18 protein-coding genes are annotated in these 17,263 nt (G+C 64.4%); 9 read left to right on the forward strand and 9 right to left on the reverse strand.

All coding sequences use genetic code 11. The annotated features are described in order from the left end of the window. Positions 1–41: 41 nt before the first annotated feature. Entirely contained in the window at positions 42–1,223 is a 1,182-nt protein-coding gene (locus F3H26_RS06455; RefSeq protein WP_149775280.1) for a cytochrome P450, read from the forward strand. Here F3H26_RS06455 and F3H26_RS06460 read toward each other — a convergent pair whose 3' ends face one another. Next, complete coding sequence (locus tag F3H26_RS06460) at positions 1,224–1,703, reverse strand: Lrp/AsnC family transcriptional regulator (protein WP_149775231.1); 480 nt, start codon at positions 1,701–1,703, stop codon at positions 1,224–1,226. A 144-nt stretch (positions 1,704–1,847) separates the two neighbouring features. Here F3H26_RS06460 and cobA point away from each other — a divergent pair, with 144 nt between their 5' ends. The 7 genes from cobA (at position 1,848) to infC (ending at position 7,453) form a co-directional block, all read left to right on the forward strand. Continuing rightward, entirely contained in the window at positions 1,848–2,624 is a 777-nt protein-coding gene (gene cobA / locus F3H26_RS06465; RefSeq protein ID WP_149775232.1) for a uroporphyrinogen-III C-methyltransferase, read from the forward strand. Next, positions 2,624–2,938, forward strand: coding sequence for a DUF2849 domain-containing protein (locus F3H26_RS06470; protein WP_149775233.1), 315 nt, complete (start codon positions 2,624–2,626; stop codon positions 2,936–2,938). The genes cobA and F3H26_RS06470 overlap by 1 nt, the downstream gene beginning before the upstream one ends. Before the next feature lie 66 nt (positions 2,939–3,004). Beyond that, a complete protein-coding gene (locus F3H26_RS06475) occupies positions 3,005–4,669 on the forward strand; it encodes a nitrite/sulfite reductase (protein WP_149775234.1) in 1,665 nt (554 codons plus the stop codon). Continuing rightward, the gene (locus F3H26_RS06480; RefSeq protein WP_149775235.1) at positions 4,659–5,420 is read left to right on the forward strand and encodes a phosphoadenylyl-sulfate reductase; all 762 of its coding nucleotides are present in this window, start codon (positions 4,659–4,661) and stop codon (positions 5,418–5,420) included. The genes F3H26_RS06475 and F3H26_RS06480 overlap by 11 nt, the downstream gene beginning before the upstream one ends. Continuing rightward, the gene (locus F3H26_RS06485; protein WP_149775236.1) at positions 5,417–5,824 is read left to right on the forward strand and encodes a DUF934 domain-containing protein; all 408 of its coding nucleotides are present in this window, start codon (positions 5,417–5,419) and stop codon (positions 5,822–5,824) included. Before F3H26_RS06480 ends, F3H26_RS06485 begins: the two co-directional genes overlap by 4 nt. A gap of 89 nt (positions 5,825–5,913) precedes the next feature. Then, complete coding sequence (locus tag F3H26_RS06490) at positions 5,914–6,747, forward strand: ferredoxin--NADP reductase (protein WP_149775237.1); 834 nt, start codon at positions 5,914–5,916, stop codon at positions 6,745–6,747. A gap of 244 nt (positions 6,748–6,991) precedes the next feature. Continuing rightward, positions 6,992–7,453, forward strand: a complete 462-nt coding sequence (gene infC / locus F3H26_RS06495) for a translation initiation factor IF-3 (RefSeq protein WP_316635038.1) — start codon at positions 6,992–6,994, stop codon at positions 7,451–7,453. A 63-nt stretch (positions 7,454–7,516) separates the two neighbouring features. On the opposite strand, the gene F3H26_RS06500 is transcribed toward infC, so the two are convergent. Further along, a complete protein-coding gene (locus F3H26_RS06500; RefSeq protein WP_149775239.1) occupies positions 7,517–8,833 on the reverse strand; it encodes an aspartate aminotransferase family protein in 1,317 nt (438 codons plus the stop codon). Position 8,834: 1 nt separating this feature from the next. Beyond that, entirely contained in the window at positions 8,835–9,599 is a 765-nt protein-coding gene (locus F3H26_RS06505; RefSeq protein ID WP_149775240.1) for a BKACE family enzyme, read from the reverse strand. Between the two features lie 88 nt (positions 9,600–9,687). On the opposite strand from F3H26_RS06505, the gene F3H26_RS06510 reads away from it, so the two are divergent. Then, positions 9,688–10,587 (forward strand): MurR/RpiR family transcriptional regulator, encoded by a 900-nt coding sequence (locus F3H26_RS06510; RefSeq protein ID WP_149775241.1) that lies wholly within the window; start codon positions 9,688–9,690, stop codon positions 10,585–10,587. Between the two features lie 36 nt (positions 10,588–10,623). Here the strand turns inward: F3H26_RS06510 and F3H26_RS06515 are convergent, their stop codons facing one another. The 6 genes from F3H26_RS06515 to F3H26_RS06540 all read right to left on the reverse strand — a co-directional run bounded on the left by F3H26_RS06515 (position 10,624) and on the right by F3H26_RS06540 (position 17,262). After that, the gene (locus F3H26_RS06515; protein WP_149775242.1) at positions 10,624–11,415 is read right to left on the reverse strand and encodes an FAD binding domain-containing protein; all 792 of its coding nucleotides are present in this window, start codon (positions 11,413–11,415) and stop codon (positions 10,624–10,626) included. Between the two features lie 100 nt (positions 11,416–11,515). Beyond that, positions 11,516–13,876 carry a xanthine dehydrogenase family protein molybdopterin-binding subunit gene (locus tag F3H26_RS06520; protein WP_149775243.1) on the reverse strand — a complete coding sequence of 787 codons (2,361 nt, stop codon included), beginning with the start codon at positions 13,874–13,876 and terminating at the stop codon, positions 11,516–11,518. An 81-nt stretch (positions 13,877–13,957) separates the two neighbouring features. Then, positions 13,958–14,443, reverse strand: a complete 486-nt coding sequence (locus tag F3H26_RS06525) for a (2Fe-2S)-binding protein (RefSeq protein WP_149775244.1) — start codon at positions 14,441–14,443, stop codon at positions 13,958–13,960. A 148-nt stretch (positions 14,444–14,591) separates the two neighbouring features. Continuing rightward, complete coding sequence (locus F3H26_RS06530) at positions 14,592–15,596, reverse strand: molybdopterin-binding protein (RefSeq protein ID WP_149775245.1); 1,005 nt, start codon at positions 15,594–15,596, stop codon at positions 14,592–14,594. After that, positions 15,593–16,561, reverse strand: coding sequence for an XdhC family protein (locus F3H26_RS06535; RefSeq protein WP_149775246.1), 969 nt, complete (start codon positions 16,559–16,561; stop codon positions 15,593–15,595). Before F3H26_RS06535 ends, F3H26_RS06530 begins: the two co-directional genes overlap by 4 nt. 107 nt (positions 16,562–16,668) lie before the next feature. Continuing rightward, a complete protein-coding gene (locus tag F3H26_RS06540) occupies positions 16,669–17,262 on the reverse strand; it encodes a YeeE/YedE thiosulfate transporter family protein (protein WP_149775247.1) in 594 nt (197 codons plus the stop codon). Position 17,263 lies beyond the last annotated feature (1 nt).

The following is a 17,263-nucleotide window of genomic DNA, read 5'->3' on the forward strand; positions in this document are numbered from 1 at the left end:
GGGTCTTGCATTCACGAAGGCTCATGGCAAGTCTGTCTGCCATGATCATCCTGTCGCAAGCCCCCACCGACCCGACCTTCGTGCAGAACCCCTATGCGTTCTATCACTCCGCGCGACAGCACGGCGATCTGGTGTACTGGCCCGAATATGACATGCCCGCCGCGGTGTCGCTGGCCGCCGTGCAGGCCTTGCTGCGCGATCGGCGGTTCGGGCGCGAGGTGCCGCCCGAGCAGGCGACCGCCGGCCCAGATCACCTGGCGCCCTGGCTCTCGGTCGAGGCGCATTCGCTGCTCGAGGCCGAGCCGCCCCGCCACACCCGCCTGCGGTCATTGGTGCTGCGCGCCTTCACGTCGCGGGCGATCACCGCGCTGGCACCTGATATCGAACGGCTGTGCCATGACCTGATCGACGCCTTCCCGGACGCGCCCTTCGACCTGCTGGATGCCTATTGCACCCAGGTTCCGGTGATCACGATCTGCCGCCTGCTGGGCGTGCCCGAATCCATGGCGCCGCAACTGCTGGACTGGTCGCACGCGATGGTGGCCATGTATCAGGCCAGCCGCACGCGCCAGACCGAGGACGATGCCGCCCGCGCATCCGCCGCATTCACCGCGTTTCTGAACGACTACGTGGATCGGCGCCGCCTGGACCCGCGGGACGACCTGATCACCCGGCTGATCGCGGCCGAGGAGGATGGCGAGAAACTCTCGCGCGATGAACTGATCGCCACCTGCATCCTGCTGCTGAATGCCGGTCACGAGGCGACGGTGCATTCGCTGGGCAATGGCGTGAAAACCCTGCTAGAGACGGGAACCGGGGCCGAGGCGCTGACACCCGACCGCATCGACGCGACGGTCGAAGAGATCCTGCGCTATGACCCGCCTCTGCACATGTTCACCCGGTACGCCTACGAGGAGGTCGAACTGTTCGGTCACCGCTTTGCCCGCGGCGACCAGGTGGCGCTGCTGCTGGGGGCGGCCAATCGCGACCCGTCGGTCTGGTCCGATCCCGACCGGTTCGACCCGACGCGTCAGGTCCAGACCAACACCAGCTTTGGCGGCGGCCTGCATTTCTGCGTCGGCGCGCCGTTGGCGCGGCTGGAAATGCGCATCGCCCTGCCCATCCTGTTCGACCGCTGCCCCGGCCTGCACCTGACCGATCAGCCAATCTATTCCAACAGCTACCACTTCCACGGGTTGCAACGGCTGATGGTGCGGGTCTGATCAGGCCTCGGCCAGCGCGTTCAGCGGCAGCATCGTGGTCGACTTGATCTCTTCCATCGACAGCAGGGCGGTCACGTTGTAGACCCGCACCTCGGAAATCAGCGCCTGATAGAACGCATCATACGCGCGTGCGTTCCTGACCCGCACCTTCAGGATGTAATCGATATCGCCCGCCAGCCGGTGCGCCTCCTGCACTTCGGGACGGTCCCGCAGGGCCTTGAGGAACTTGCGCTGCCAGTCGGCCTCGTGTTCCGAGGTGCGGATCAGCACGAAGAACGTGGCCTCGAACCCCAGCGCCTCGGCATCCAGCAGAACGGTCTGCTGCCCGATGATCCCGGCGCCCTTCATCTTGCGGATGCGATTCCAGACCGGCGTCTTCGAGCTGCCGACGCGAGCCGCGATTTCGTCCAGCGACTGGCTGGCATCGCGCTGCAGCTCGGCCAGAATTTTCCGATCCATGTCGTCGATGCGCACCGACATTCCAATTTTCCTTTCGTTTCCAAACCCACGTCCCGAATGGCGAGCCTTTGGGAACATTTGTCCTTATTTGTCGCGCAATCTGGCACTCATCAGGGAATATTTCCTATATTCAGGGTCAAGTCAAACAACCGGCGGACCGCCCAGATGCAACAGACGCACACAGCCCCCAAGACCGGCCATGTCGATTTCGTCGGCGCCGGTCCCGGTGATCCGGACCTGCTGACGGTCAAGGCCGTGGCCGCGTTCGACCGGGCCGACGTGGTGCTGCACGACCGGTTGATCAGCGACGCCATTCTGCAGATCGCCGGTCGCTCGGCCCGGCTGATCGACGTGGGCAAGGCCGGATTCGGCCCCTCGTGGCGGCAAGAGGACATTGACGCACTGCTGGTACGGCTGGCCGTGGAAGGGCAGCGCGTGGTGCGCCTGAAATCCGGGGACGCCACCGTCTTTGGGCGGCTGGACGAGGAAATCGAAGCGCTGGACGCGGCGGGCATTTCCTGGGCCATCATTCCCGGAATCACCGCCGCCTCGGCCGCGGCCGCCAGCATCGGGCAGAGCCTGACGCGCCGGGGCCGCAATTCGTCGGTCCGGTTCCTGACCGGGCACGACATGCAGGGTTTTGCCGACCACGACTGGACCGCGCTGGCGCGTCCGGGTTCGGTGGCCGCGATCTACATGGGCAAGAAATCCGCCCGTTTCATCCAGGGTCGCCTGCTCATGCACGGCGCCGACCGGGCCACGCCGGTCACCCTGATCGAAAACGCCTCGCGCCCCGACCAGCGGATTTTGGAAACCACGCTGGACCGGTTGGCGTCCGACCTGTCGCAGGCCGACATGACCGGCCCTGCGCTGATGTTCTACGGCCTTGCCCCGCGCGCCGCGGTCCGGGCCGCAACCGAATTGAAGAAGGAGCACGCCTGATGGCCCGCGCTTTTGCCCCCAAAGTCGTCACCGCCAACGATCTGCTGGAGGGTGACGTGATCTATCTGACCGCCGATGACCGCTGGTCGCGCGATCTGCGCGAGGCCGAGTTGATCACCGACGAAGCCCACGCGCAGCTGCGTCTGCTGGACGCGCAGCGTCAGGTGGACAAGATCGTCGGCGCCTATCTGGCCGATGCCGTCGCCGGGGAAAACGGCCCCGAACCCACTCATTTCCGGGAAGATTTCCGCCGCACCGGCCCGTCCAACTATGCCCACGGCAAACAGGAAACTTCCCCGCAGCCCCGGGCCTGACCTCAGGCCCCTCTCTCCCCGTAAAAAGGCCCCGGGCTCCGGGGCTGCAAAAAGGACAGCCAGACCATGTATCGCTACTCCGAGTTTGACAAAGCATTCCTGGCCGAGCGCAACGCACAGTTCCGCGCCCAGGTCGAACGCCGCATCGACGGATCATTGACCGAGGACGAGTTCAAGCCCCTGCGCCTGATGAACGGCCTGTATCTGCAACTGCACGCCTACATGCTGCGGGTGGCCATCCCCTATGGCACGCTCAACAGCGCCCAGATGCGGCAGCTGGCCCTGCTGGCCGAGAAGTGGGACAAGGGTTACGGCCATTTCACCACGCGCCAGAACATCCAGTACAACTGGCCCAAGCTGCGCGACGTGCCCGACATGCTGGACGCGCTGGCCGAGGTCGGCCTGCACGCGATCCAGACCAGCGGCAACACCATCCGCAACGTGACCGCCGACCATTTCGCCGGTGCCGCAGCGGATGAAATCGCCGATCCGCGCCCCTATGCCGAACTGCTGCGCCAGTGGTCCACCGACCACCCCGAGTTTCAGTTCATGCCGCGCAAGTTCAAGATCGCCATCACCGGGTCCGAGCATGACCGCGCCGTGATCAAGGCCCATGACATCGGTCTGCAACTGGTCGAGCGCGACGGCGTTCTGGGCGCTCGCGTTCTGGTCGGCGGCGGCTTGGGCCGCACGCCCATGATCGGCAAGGAACTGTCTGACTTCGTCGCCTTCGACGACCTTCTGGCCTATCTCGAGGCCACCGTTTCCGTATGGAACCAGATCGGCCGGCGCGACAACAAGTACAAGGCGCGCATCAAGATCACCGTGCATGAACACGGCATCGACGCGATCCGCGCCAAGGTGAACGAACGCTTCCTGCAGGTCCGCCCGCAATTCAAGGGCGCCGACATGGCGCTGCTGGAACAGATCAAGGCGCATTTCGACCCGCCCGCCTTCCGCGAAGGTTCGGTTGCGTCGTTTGAAAGCGCCTTTTCCAACGATCCGGTGTTCCGGTCGTGGGTCGATACCAACATCGCGCCGCACAAGCAGGCCGATCACGCGATCGTCACGATCTCGCTCAAGGCACACGGCCAGACGCCGGGCGACGCGACCGCCGAACAGATGCGCGTGATAGCCGATCTGGCCGAGCAATACGCCTATGACGAACTGCGCATCAGCCACGAACAGAACGTGATCCTGCCGCATGTCCACAAATCGGACCTGCCCGCGATCCACGCCAGGCTGAAAGAGCACGGCCTGGCCACCGCGAATATCGGTCTGATTAGCGACATCATCGCCTGCCCCGGCATGGACTATTGCGCACTGGCAACGGCCCGCTCGATCCCGGTGGCGCAGCAGATTGCGACCCGGTTCGACGAGCTGAAGCTGGAGCATGACATCGGCCACCTGAAGATCAAGATCTCGGGCTGCATCAACGCCTGCGGGCATCACCACGTGGGTCACATCGGCATCCTGGGCCTGGATCGCGCGGGCGTCGAGAACTACCAGATCACGCTGGGTGGCGACGCCACCGAAACGGCCGCCATCGGCGACCGCACCGGCCCGGGCTTTGCCTATGACGAGATCGTTCCGGCCATCGAGCGGATCATCGAAACCTATCTGGACCAGCGCGAGAGCCCCGAGGAGACCTTTTTGCAGACCTATCGCCGTGTCGGCATGGCGCCGTTCAAGGCGGCCCTGTACCCCGAGGCGCGCGCCAATGCCGCTTGACGAAATCCAGACCGAGCTGGGCAAGGAGCGCCAGACGCTGACCGAGAAGGTCGAGGCGCTCAACGCCCGCTACCGGCATCACAGCGCCCATGACGTGATGCATGGGGCGCTGGAGAATGCCGGCAAGATCGCCCTGGTTTCCAGCTTTGGCGCTGAATCGGTGGTGTTGCTGCACATGGCGGCGGTGATCGACAAGAACACCCCGGTGCTGTTCGTGGACACCCAGATGCTGTTCACCGAGACGTTGATCTATCAGCAGGAGGTCAGCGAGCGGCTGGGCCTGAAGAACGTGCGGGTAATCCGCGCCGACGAAGAGGATATCGAGCGGGACGACCCCTATGGCGCGCTGCGCCTGCGCGACCCCGATGCCTGCTGCACGCTGCGCAAGACGATCCCCTTGCAGCGGGCGCTGGCGGGCTTTGACGGCTGGATCACCGGGCGCAAACGGTTCCAGTCGGGCACCCGCGCCGCGCTCGAGTTCTTCGAGGTCGAGGACGGCACCGGCCGGATCAAGGTCAACCCTCTGGCCCATTGGGCGCCCGGGGACGTGCGGGCCTATATGGAAGAAAACCGGCTGCCGCGGCACCCGTTGGTGGCCAAAGGCTACCCTTCGATCGGCTGTGCGCCCTGCACCTCGCCGGTGAAAGAAGGCGAAGACCCCCGCGCCGGGCGCTGGCGCGATCTGAACAAGGAAGAATGCGGCATCCATTTCGTGAACGGCAAGATGGTGCGCAGCGGAGAGAAAACATGACTGTAATCGTGACCGACGGGGGCTTTGCCCCCGATGACTGGACCGACGGCTTCGTCTCGCTGGACGATGCTGCAAACGACGTGATCGCGTTGGACGTGACGTCGGACACCGACCCCGACGAGTTGTTCGACAGGCTGGGCAATGCACGGATGGTGCGGGTGGATTTCCCCTCTTTCGCCGACGGGCGCGGTTTCACCATCGCGCGCATCCTGCGCCTGAAGGGCTATACCGGCCGCCTGCGCGCCAAGGGGCACGTTCTGGCCGATCAATACGCAATGGCCCGACGCAGCGGTTTCGACGAGGTCGAGATCGACGCCGAGCTTGCCGCCCGCCAGCCCGAGGACCAGTGGTTGGCCCGCGCCAACTGGCAGGACCACGACTATCAGGCTCGCATGCGCGGGTGACGCAACGAACGGGGCAATCTGCCCCCTTTTCCTGACATGGATCAAAGATTAAACGGAGATGCCGGTTTAGCAGACCGGCAGGTGAAACGATGACCGAGATGAAGCCCGTGACCGAAGCAACCGCCGTGAAGGCCCCCGTCCTGCCGGACGCCCAGACCGTTCTGGAAGTGAAACACTGGTCCGACCGCCTGTTTTCCTTCAAGGTGACGCGTCCGCAATCGCTGCGGTTCCGTTCGGGCGAATTCGTGATGATCGGCCTGCTGGGCGACAACGGAAAGCCGATCCTGCGCGCCTATTCCATCGCCTCGCCGTCCTGGGACGACGTGCTCGAGTTCTACTCGATCAAGGTGCAGGACGGCCCGCTGACCTCGAAGCTGCAGCACATCAAGCCGGGCGACCAGATCATCCTGCGGCCCAAGCCGGTGGGCACGCTGGTGCATGACGCGCTGCTGCCGGGCAAACGGATCTGGTTCTTTGCCACCGGCACCGGCTTTGCGCCCTTCGCCTCGCTGCTGCGCGAGCCGCAGACCTATGAGGACTATGACGAGGTCATCATCACCCACACCTGCCGCGAAGTGGCCGAGCTGGAATATGGCCGCCAGTTGATCGAAAACATCCGAAAGGACGAGATGCTGGAGGAACTGATCGGCGAAGGTTTCGCCGACAAGATTCGCTATTACCCGACAACCACCCGCGAACAGAGCCCCAAGATGGGCCGGATCACCGACCTGCTGAAGGACGGCACCGTCTTCAAGGATCTGGGTATCGAGGGCGGCATCAAGCCCGAGACCGACCGCGCCATGGTCTGCGGCAGCCTGGCCTTCAACCACGACATCAAGGCCATTCTCGAAGAGTTCGGCCTGCGCGAAGGCGCGAACTCGGACCCCAAGGAATTCGTGATCGAAAAGGCCTTTGTCGGCTGAGATCGGACCTGGCCGGCGCCACATGCGCCGGCCGCCGTCTTTCGTGCGGCAGGGGCAACGATTTTCGTGTCCGGCCCGCGTTATCCTGCTTGAAAGACGCCGGGTCTCAGTTTAAATTCCGGGTTCGAAATTCTGCAATTATCAAAGGAATGAACCCATAGCTCGCAGACCTCACAACGCGCCGCCGCAACGCGACACCGGCCCGCGCGTCAATGACAAGATCCGTGCCCCCGAAATCCGCCTGATCGGCGCCGATGGTGAAAATGTCGGGGTGGTTCATCCCGCCAAAGCCATGCAACTCGCCGCCGACGCCGGCCTGGACCTGGTCGAGATTTCGCCCAACGCGAATCCGCCGGTCTGCAAGATCATGGACTTTGGCAAGTACAAGTACGAACAGCAGAAGCGCGAAAGCGAAGCCCGCAAGAAACAGAAAGTCATCGAGGTGAAGGAGGTCAAGTTCCGGCCCAACACCGACACCCATGACTACGAAGTGAAGATGCGGAACGTGGTCAAGTTTCTGGAAAAGGGCGACAAGGTCAAGGTGACCCTGCGCTTCCGCGGCCGCGAGATGGCGCACCAGAATCTGGGGCGCGAACTGTTGGAGCGCGTGGCCGAGGACGTGAAGGAAATCGGCAAGATCGAGAACATGCCGAAGATGGAAGGCCGCCAGATGATCATGATGATCGGGCCGCTGCCGCAGAAGTAACACGGCACCCGTACAGGGCATCAAGGCTCCCTCGACCCGAGGGAGCCTTTTTCGTTGACCGGTTCAGATCACCCGCGCCATCGCGCGACCCAGCTTTTCGACCAGTTCGTCCAGCTGCGTGTGTTCGATGATGAAAGGCGGCGCCAGCAGGATGTGATCACCGTTCCGGCCATCGCGGGTGCCGGACATGGGATAGCAGATCAGCCCTTCGTCAAACGCTGCCTTCTTGATTTTCGCAGCCACGCCCAGGCCCGGATCGAACGGCGCGCGCGTGTCGCGATCGGCCACCAGCTCGATCCCGCGAAACAGTCCGCGCCCGCGCAGGTCGCCGACATTGGGGTGCTGGCCGAAGGCAGCCTGCAGCCTTTCGTGCAGGGCATCGCCCATCGCCCGCGCCCGCTCGGGCAGGTTGCGATCGGTCAGCTTCTGCAACACGGCCAGCGCCGCCGCGGTCGCGACCGGATGACCGACATAGGTATGCCCGTGCTGGAAAAAGCCCGACCCGTCGCGGATCGCCTCGTAGATTGCCGCGGTACACAGGGTCGCGCCGATGGGCTGGTACCCGGCCCCCAAACCCTTGGCAATGCACAGGATATCCGGCGCGATCCCCTCATGGTCGCAGGCGTAAAGATGCCCGGTGCGGCCCATGCCACACATGACCTCGTCCAGAATCAACAGAACGCCGTACCGGTCACAGATTTCGCGGATCCGCTTGAAATAGCCCTCGACGGCCGGCACCGCCCCCAGCGTGGCCCCGACGACCGGTTCGGCCATGAAAGCCATCACGGTTTCCGGCCCCAGCCGCAGGATTTCGGCCTCAAGCTCATCCGCGACGCGCTGGCCATAGCCCAAGCTGGTCTCGCCGTCCCGCTTCTCGGCATATTCATAGCAGGGCGCGATATGGCTCATCTCGATCAGCATCGGCGCGAACTGCGCCCGGCGCCACGCATTGCCACCGGCCGACAGCGCCCCCAGCGTGTTGCCATGATAGCTCTGGCGGCGCGCGATGACCCGCGAGCGCTCGGGCTGCCCGACTTCCAGGAAATACTGACGCGCCAGCTTGATCGCCGCCTCGGTCGCCTCGGACCCGCCCGAGACGAAATAGACCCGCTCAAGCTCGCCCGGCGCCTGCGCGATCAGCAGATCCGCCAGCGCCTCGGCCGGTTCCGACGTCATGAACCCAGAATGGGCAAAGGCGACCTTTTCAACCTGCTCCTGCACCGCGCGGATCACGTGCGGGTCGGAATGCCCCAGACACGAGACCGCCGCATCCCCGCAATCCAGGTACCGTTTGCCCTGCGTGTCGATCAGATAGCACCCGTCGCCCTTGGCCGCCGTCGGCAACTGGGCCTTGGTGTGGCGGGGAAAAACATGGCTCATGTCAAAGTCCTTTCAAACGGGCCACTAGCGCCGCGACCGAGGCGGCATTGTCCGGCCAGATATTTCCATCGGCATCCGTCAGGCTGTTCTCGAACCCGACCCGCACGTCGGCGCCACGACGCGCCGCCGCCAGCAGACAGTCATGTTCACGCCGACCAAACGCACACACCATCCATGGCGCGTGGGTTTCGGGAAAGGCGTCCAGATCCGCGGGCCGGGATTCCTGGCCCGTCGCATAGCGCCCCAGAACAAGCAGGCGGTCTTCCTGCCCCGCCCGAACCACGCCGCGCGCCTGCCAGTCCTGCAACAGCTCCGCATCGGCCGCATCGTACAGGATATGCTGAACCCGCGTACCTTGATCGACACACAGCGCATAGACCCGCTCTGCCAACTCGGGCGCGCGGGCCATCTCTCGCACCGCGATCGACGCCCATGCGGGCTGAACCAGACGCAAGCAGTCGTACTGCGCCGCAACATCAAAGATGCCCGCAGCCTCGGTGGTGATCTGGATGTCCAGCGCGGGAACGGTGCGGCGCAATTCGGCCAGTGTCTCGATGTATCGCCCCGCATCCAGCGAGTGCGTCCCGTCATCTTCACGCACATGCAGGTGCAGACCATCCGCACCGACCGCATGGCAGGCCCGTGCGGTCGCCGCGATCTCGCCGATCGTCAAGGGGATCGCCGGGTGGTCCGAATATTGCCGGCGCGCCCCGTTCGGAGCGACCAGTACATAGGGCCGCGCTTTTGGTTGTCGAGTTTCGCTCATGGTCTCATCCGTTCAATCTGCCCAAGATGTATATCTCGGCTCGCTGTTTTCTGATTGAAATTTTCATAACATTTGTTTTTCTTCTCCCATGCAAAGCTCGACCCCCCAACTGATCGACCGGCTGCGCCACGAAATCGACCGCATGCCGGCCCAGCTTCAGGCCGCCGCCAAATATATCATCGACCACCCGGCCGATTTCGCGCTGGATCCGATCCGCACCACGGCGGACAAGATCGGCGTCAGCACGAACGCGGTCATCCGGCTGGCACGGTACATGGGCTATGAACGTTTCGAGGACTTTCGAAGTCCGTTCCGCCACGACCTGACGACCGACCGGGAAGACCGCCTCAACCAAAGCTGGCTGTCGCGCATGGCCGAGAGTGGCGAGTTCGGCGCGGCCCAGGCCGGATTCGCCCGGAATGAGCTGAACGTGGTGTCGAGGTCATTGCGCCTGCTGGACCCGGCCAAGGTGCAGCGCGCGGTGACACTCATGACTTCGGCGCGCAGGTGCTTCGTGACGGCCACGCGCGCCAGCTATGCGCTGGCCTATTATTTCCACTATGCAGGACGGATGGCGCATCCCGGCCTTCACCTTATCCCGCGCCACATGGGATCAGCCATCGACGATCTTCTCGAGGCCGATCACGGTGACTGCCTGTTTGCCATGACGGTGCACCCCTACTCCGCCGATACGATCCAGGCCATGCGATTTGCCCGCAACCGGGGGCTTCGGCTGATCCTGCTGGCCGACAGTGACGTGATCGCGCCGGGCATCGACGCGGACGTGACCCTGACGGTCAGCACACGGTCGAGGCATCTGTTCTCAAGCTTTTCCGGTGCCATGGCCGCAATCGAAGCGCTTCTGGGCCATCTCTTCGAGCAGAGCGGAGACGCCGCCGCAGAACGAGTCCACCGGTACCAGCAAGCCCGCGAAGACGCAGGCGCTTACTGGCAACCCGCCAGGCTTCCGCGCCTGCGCACCAAGTGAAAAGCCCCATCACCGGGACTTTCCTTGATCGCGACGTCAGATACAGGCCTGCACGGCCCGTCGTGTCATCACACCCACCAGGTGGGCGCGGTATTCTTTGCTGCCGTGCAGATCTCCGATCATGTTCATCGGGTTGACGCGCAGATCCATCAGGGCATCGGGCCGGAACTCCTTGTTCAGCGCCTGCTCGGCTTCGGCCCAGCGGAAAACGCCTTCCTCGCTGGCGCCGGTCACGGCCACCCTCACCCCATCGGCAAAGCGCGCGAGGAACACGCCGACCAACGCAAAGCGCGAGGCCGGCTGCAGGAATTTCTGATAGCTCGCAGCCTGCGGAACCGGGAACCGAACCGAAGTGATGATCTCCCCTTCGTCCAGTGCCGTCGTGAACATGCCCTGAAAGAAGTCATCGGCAGCGATCTGACGGGAATTGGTCACGACCATGGCACCCGATCCCAACACCGCCGCCGGGTAACACGCCGCGGGGTCGTTGTTGGCAAGCGATCCACCAATCGTCCCCCGATTGCGCACGGCCGGGTCTCCGATATGTCCGGCAAGATCCGCCAGCGCCGGATACTTGTCGGCAACCTCTCGCGCCACGGTCGCATGGGTCGTGGCTGCACCGATGGCAATAGATCCGTCATCCTCGACACACACCCCCTTCAATTCGGGAATGCCGCCCAGTCTCACCAATGTCGCGGGCGCCGCCAAGCGCTGCTTCATCGTTGGGATCAGGGTCTGCCCGCCCCCCAACGCCTGCGCATCCTCCCCTGCCAATGCCGCAACCGCGTCGGCAATGGTCGAGGGGCTCTTGAACTCGAAATTGTACATTTCGCTCTTCCTTTCCGAAAGGCGCGGAACCGCCCTTCATCTGGCAAAAAATATTCCGGGGAGCGCGAGGGGCTGGCCCCTCGCACCCCAACCTCTCCACTCAGCTGTTCATCGCCGCCCAAACGCGCGACGGGCTGACCGGCATGTCGATGTGGTCCACCGCCTTGCCGCCCGATTGCAGCGCATCGATCACGGCATTGACCACCGCAGGCGGAGACCCGATCGCCCCGGCCTCGCCGCAGCCCTTCACGCCCAACGGGTTGTGCGTGCATGGCGTCTGGCTGGAATGATCCACGGTATAGAACGGCACGTCATCGGCCCGCGGCATGGCATAGTCCATGAAGGACGCGCTCAGCAGCTGACCGTTCTCGTCATAAACGCAGTTCTCCAGCAGGGCCTGACCGATGCCCTGCCCGATGCCGCCATGCACCTGGCCGTCAACGATCATCGGGTTGATGATGTTGCCGAAATCATCGGCCGCGGTGAACCGTTCGATGGTCACCTGCCCGGTCTCGGGGTCAACCTCGACCTCGCAGGCATAGGCGCCGGCCGGGAAGGTAAAGTTGGCCGGATCATAGAACGCGGTCTCCTCCAGCCCCGGTTCGACCTCCAGCGGGAAGTTGTGCGGCACATAGGCCGTCAGGGTCACATCGCCCCAGGCCACAGACTTGTCGGTGCCGGCCACGGTGAACTGGCCATCCTTCAACTCGATATCGGCCTCGGACGCCTCCAGCAGATGCGCCGCGATCTTCTTGGCCTTTTCGATCACCTTCTCGGTCGCCTTGACCATGGCCGATCCGCAGACCGCCAGCGAGCGCGACCCATAAGTGCCCATGCCGAATGGGATCTTCGAGGTATCGCCGTGCACGATCTCGACCATCGACTCGTCGATGCCAATCATGTCGGCCACGACCTGCGGAAAGGCGGTCTCGTGCCCCTGCCCGTGGCTGTGCGCCCCGACCATGACGCTGATCGAGCCGGTGGCGTTCACCCGCACGGTTGCCGCGTCATACAGGCCCGCACGCGCCCCCAGCATGCCCACGATGTTCGAAGGCGCGATGCCGCAGGCCTCGATATAGCAGTTCACACCCAGGCCGCGCAGCTTGCCCCGCGCCTCGCTCTCGGCGCGACGTGCCGGGAAGCCGGCGAAATCGGCGGCCTGCTCCAGCTTGTCCATGGTGCCGTTGTAGTCGCCCGTGTCATAGGTCAGCGCCACAGGCGTGTCATAGGGGAACTGCGTGATGAAATTCTGCCGGCGCAGCGCCACCGGGTCAACGCCCAGCTCGCGCGCGGCTTTGTCGATCACGCGCTCCAGCTGATAGGTCGCCTCGGGGCGGCCTGCGCCGCGATAGGCATCCACCGGCACGGTGTTGGTGAACATCGCCCGCACGTTCACCTGAATCACCGGCGTCTTGTAGTTGCCCGCCATCAGCGTCCCGTGCAGCCAGGTCGGCACCGAGCTGGAAAACGTCGACAGATAGGCCCCCAGATTGGCATAGGTGTGGGTCCGCAGCCCGACGAAATTGTTGTCGGCATCCAGCGCCAGCTCGATCTTGCTGACATGGTCGCGGCCCTGTGCATCCGACATGAACGCCTCGGACCGGCTGGCCGTCCACTTGACCGGGCGGTTGCAGGCCTTGGCGGCGAAGGTGCAGAACGCCTCTTCCGCATAGTGGAAGATCTTGGTGCCGAAACCGCCACCCACGTCCGGCGCCACGACGCGGACCTTGTGCTCGGGCAGGCCCAGCACGAAGGCGCACATCAGCAGCCGGATCACATGCGGGTTCTGCGAGGTGGTATAAAGCGTGTATTCATCCGTGCCCCGGCTGTATTCCGCCACGGCCACGCGCGGCTCCATCGGGTTGGCGACCAGACGGTTGTTCACCAGTTCCAAGGTGGTAACATGCGCCGCATTGGCGAACACCTCGTTCACCTTGTCATCGTCGGCCTCGCCCAACTGCCAGTCATAGCAGATGTTGTTCTTCAGATCGTCATGGACCAGCGGCGCGCCCTCTTCGGCGGCGGCTTTCATGTCCAGAACGGCGGGCAGTTCCTCGATATCCACGTCGATCGCCTCGGCCGCGTCGCGGGCCTGCTCAAGACTGTCGGCCACGACGGCCGCGATCGGGTCGCCCACATGGCGCACCTTGCCTTGCGCCAGGATCGGGTGCGGCGGTTCCTGCATGGGCGCGCCGTGCTTGTCGGTCACCTCCCAGCCGCAGGGCATGCCGCTCACGCCTTCGAAATCCTTGCCGGTGAACACCCTGACAACGCCAGGCATGGCCTCGGCGGCGGATGTGTCGATGCTTTTGATCCGGCCATGCGCGATGTCGGATCGCAGAAAATACACATAGGCCTGACCGCGGATGTTGATGTCGTCGGTGTAATTGCCCGCTCCGGTCAAAAAGCGCACGTCCTCACGGCGCTTGGAACTGGCTCCGATGCCACTGTCTTTGGGCATTGCTTGTTCTCCTCCCATAAACGGATGCCTGGGCGCATCCCTGTCAACCCGCGGGCGCCTCCTCCTGCGCCCGCAGCGGCATCACTCGGCGGCGATGTGGCTGACGTCCTGGCCGGACGCGGCCATGATCGCCTTGACGATGTTGTGGTACCCGGTGCAGCGGCACAGGTTGCCTTCCAGGTATTTGCGGATTTCGGCCTCGGTCGGGCGCGGGTTCTCCTTCAGCAGAGCCGCCGCCGACATCACCATGCCGGGCGTGCAGAAACCGCATTGCAGGCCGTGATGATCCTGAAACGCCTGCTGGATCACGTTCAGCGATCCGTCCGGGTTGGCCTGTCCTTCGATGGTGCCGACCTCGGCCCCGTCCGCCTCGAGCGCCAGCATGTTGCAGGACTTCACCGCCTCGCCGTTCACATGAACCACGCAGGCGCCGCATTGGGCCGTGTCACAGCCCACATGGGTACCGGTCAGCGACAGGTGATCGCGCAGAAAGCTGGACAGCAGCGTTCGGCCCTCGACATCACCGCTCACGGTCTTTCCGTTCACGGTCATTGAGACCTGTGTCATAAGTTCCTCCCATTTTCGTATTTATCCTTGGCCCGAGTTAAACACGGGGAAAGTCGTTTGAGAACAAAAATCTTGGCCGTTTCCAACCCGTCCCTCGGGGGCAAATCGCCAACATCTATTGCTAGTCGCCAGCGGGGCGAAACTGCCGTTACGTCACTTTGCGTTTCGCGCGGGGTTGCGGACGGGTCGGGATTTCCTTGAGCAGACCACCGACGCCCATCGCCGCGATATCGGCACCGGTCGTCGGAATACCGCAGGCGACCCGCGACAGCACCCAGTCGGCCCCGTTCAAGGCGGGCGAACGTGCGCATCCCGGCAACCCGATGACCGGCCGTTTGCCCAAAGCCCCGAGAAACAGCAGGTTGCCCGGATCAACCGGCATGCCGAAACGATCCACCTGCCCTCCCGCGCGTAGAACGGCCTGCGGCGCCACGTCCGCGACATCGGACGTTGCCGAGCCGGTCAGGACCATGACGATATCGACGTTCATCCGGGACAATGCCTGCGCCAGAGCGTCGACCGCGTGCGGAACGATCTGCACGTCGTCCAGGCTCAGCCCCAGGGCCTCGACCCGGCCGCGCATCGCGGCGATGCCCTTGTCGTTCGGCGGCCCGCCGGGAATGTCGGTCACCACCAACCCGGCGCTGCCAAATATCGGCGGCGCCAGGCGAATGGCCCCCTTTGCCAGCTTTGCCGCTTGCTGAACGTCCGCCAGCGGCACAGCGTAGGAAATGACCTTGATCGTTGCCACCATGCCACCCGCACCCATCTGCTGATGCTGAGGAACGGTGGCCACCGTGATCATCGGGTTGACCTGATTGAACGCCAGCAGAGCCTCAACGTCCAGAACGGCTACGCCAGCTTGATCCGCAATCAGGTTGACGCGCCCCGTGAACGGCTCGGTCACGCACAGGTTGGCCCCTTTCGGATCCGGGGCCAGTGCCGCAGCCAACTGGCGCGCGGCTTCGTCCTCGTGACAGTCGCCGGGTTCCAGCCGCGCGACCACCACCTCGGACACGCCCGCCTCGGCCAACAGGGCGACATGCGTGTCGTCCAGCACCAATCCCTTGCGCAGCTTTTTGGTGCCTGCCATGACCGAATGCGCAAGGATCGCGCCCTTCGCGTCCGCAACCGGTACAGGGCCGAATTTCATGCCTTGCCCCGCAGCACCGCCGTCATCTGCGCGATGATCGCAACGGCAATCTCGGCCGGTCCGGCCGCGCCGATATCCAGACCGATCGGCCCGTGGATGCGCTGCAACTGCGTTGCCGAAAAACCCGCCTCGGTCATCCGCTGCACCCGTTTGGCATGGGTACGCGACGACCCCAGAGCGCCGATATAGAACACGTCTGAATTCAGCGCGGCCTGCAGGGCCGGATCATCCAGCTTGGGGTCGTGGGTCAGCAGAACCACCGCCGTACGCGCATCCAGTCCGATGCTGGCCACGGCCTCGTCCGGCCAGTCGGTCAGCAGCTTTTCACCGGGAAAACGGGATTTGGACGCAAACGCCTCGCGCGGGTCGATGATGATCGGGTCATAGCCTGCAATCCGCGCCATCGGCACCAGCGCCTGCGCGATATGGACCGCGCCCACCACGATCAGCCGCAAGGGCGGGTTGTGTACGGCCACGAAGGTCTGGCCGTCTTCCTCGAACCCTGATCGATCCATGCGCAGCCGGTCCGCATAGGCGTTGCGCCGCAGCGCCCGGTGTCCCGTCTCGACATTGACCTCATAGGCCAGCGCCTCGCGCCGCGCCCGCGCCGCCACCAGTTCGGCCAGCATCGGTTCGGGCAGGACCGAGCCCACCGGCTCGACCAGAACCCGGATCGTGCCGCCGCAGGCCAGCCCGACGGCAAAGGCATCCTCGTCGCTGACGCCGAATTCCAACAGGCGCGCTTCGCCCTCCTGCATGGCCTCAAGCGCCTCGACGATCACCGCGCCTTCGACACAGCCGCCCGAGACCGAGCCTTCGATCCGGCCGTCGCCGCCGATGACCAGCTGGGCCCCCACCCGCCGCGGCGCGCTGCCCCAGGTTTCGACGACGGTGGCCAACGCGGCGCCACGCCCCTTGCGGAACCACGCCAGAGCCGTTTCCGGGCTGTTGTCAAATCTGTCCATCGAAGCCTCCCGCCTGATCCGCTTCTACATAAGCAGGTTTTGCGGGATGAAAAGCAACCCGGCGCTTCACCGTGCGCCGGGTTGTCAGGGATGTGGGCAGAGGGCCGTCACTCGGCCGGATGCGCCTGCCCCGAGGGTTGGCCCAGCAACCGTTCCGGCAGCGCAAAGGCAATGGCGATGAACGCCAGCCCCAGGACGATGCCCAGGATGTCTCCCGGAAGGTTGGTAACCCCGTCATAGCCCGAACCGGGAACGACGCCCAGCGTCACCTTTCCGCCCCAGATCGGGTCGAGCAGACCGCTGGCCTTCCACATCGGATAGGTCACCATGTAGGCCGCGGCGCCCAGCAGACCGCCGGCCACGAAGAACAGCGCGTCCTTGCGCCCCGAGGCCGCTGCCACCACGCCCGTACCGGGGCAATAGCCCGCCATGGCCCAGCCGCCCCCCAGCAGCAGCCCGCCCAGGAAGACGCCGGCATAGGCCGCCTTGACCGACATGTGCCCCACATCGACCAGCCCGATCATCTGACCGGTGAACATCAGAACCGACCCAAGCCCGATGGCCAGCATGATCGCCTTGGCCAGTCGCAGATCCGTCAGGTTCAGCATCTTGTTGATGACGGTCGGGTTCGACGCGCCGATCCGATCAAGAACCGCGCCGAAGGCGGCCCCGATGGCAATTGCAAGTATGATCGACATCATG

Source organism: Ruegeria intermedia, from assembly GCF_900129345.1.
Lineage (GTDB): Bacteria > Pseudomonadota > Alphaproteobacteria > Rhodobacterales > Rhodobacteraceae > Ruegeria > Ruegeria intermedia.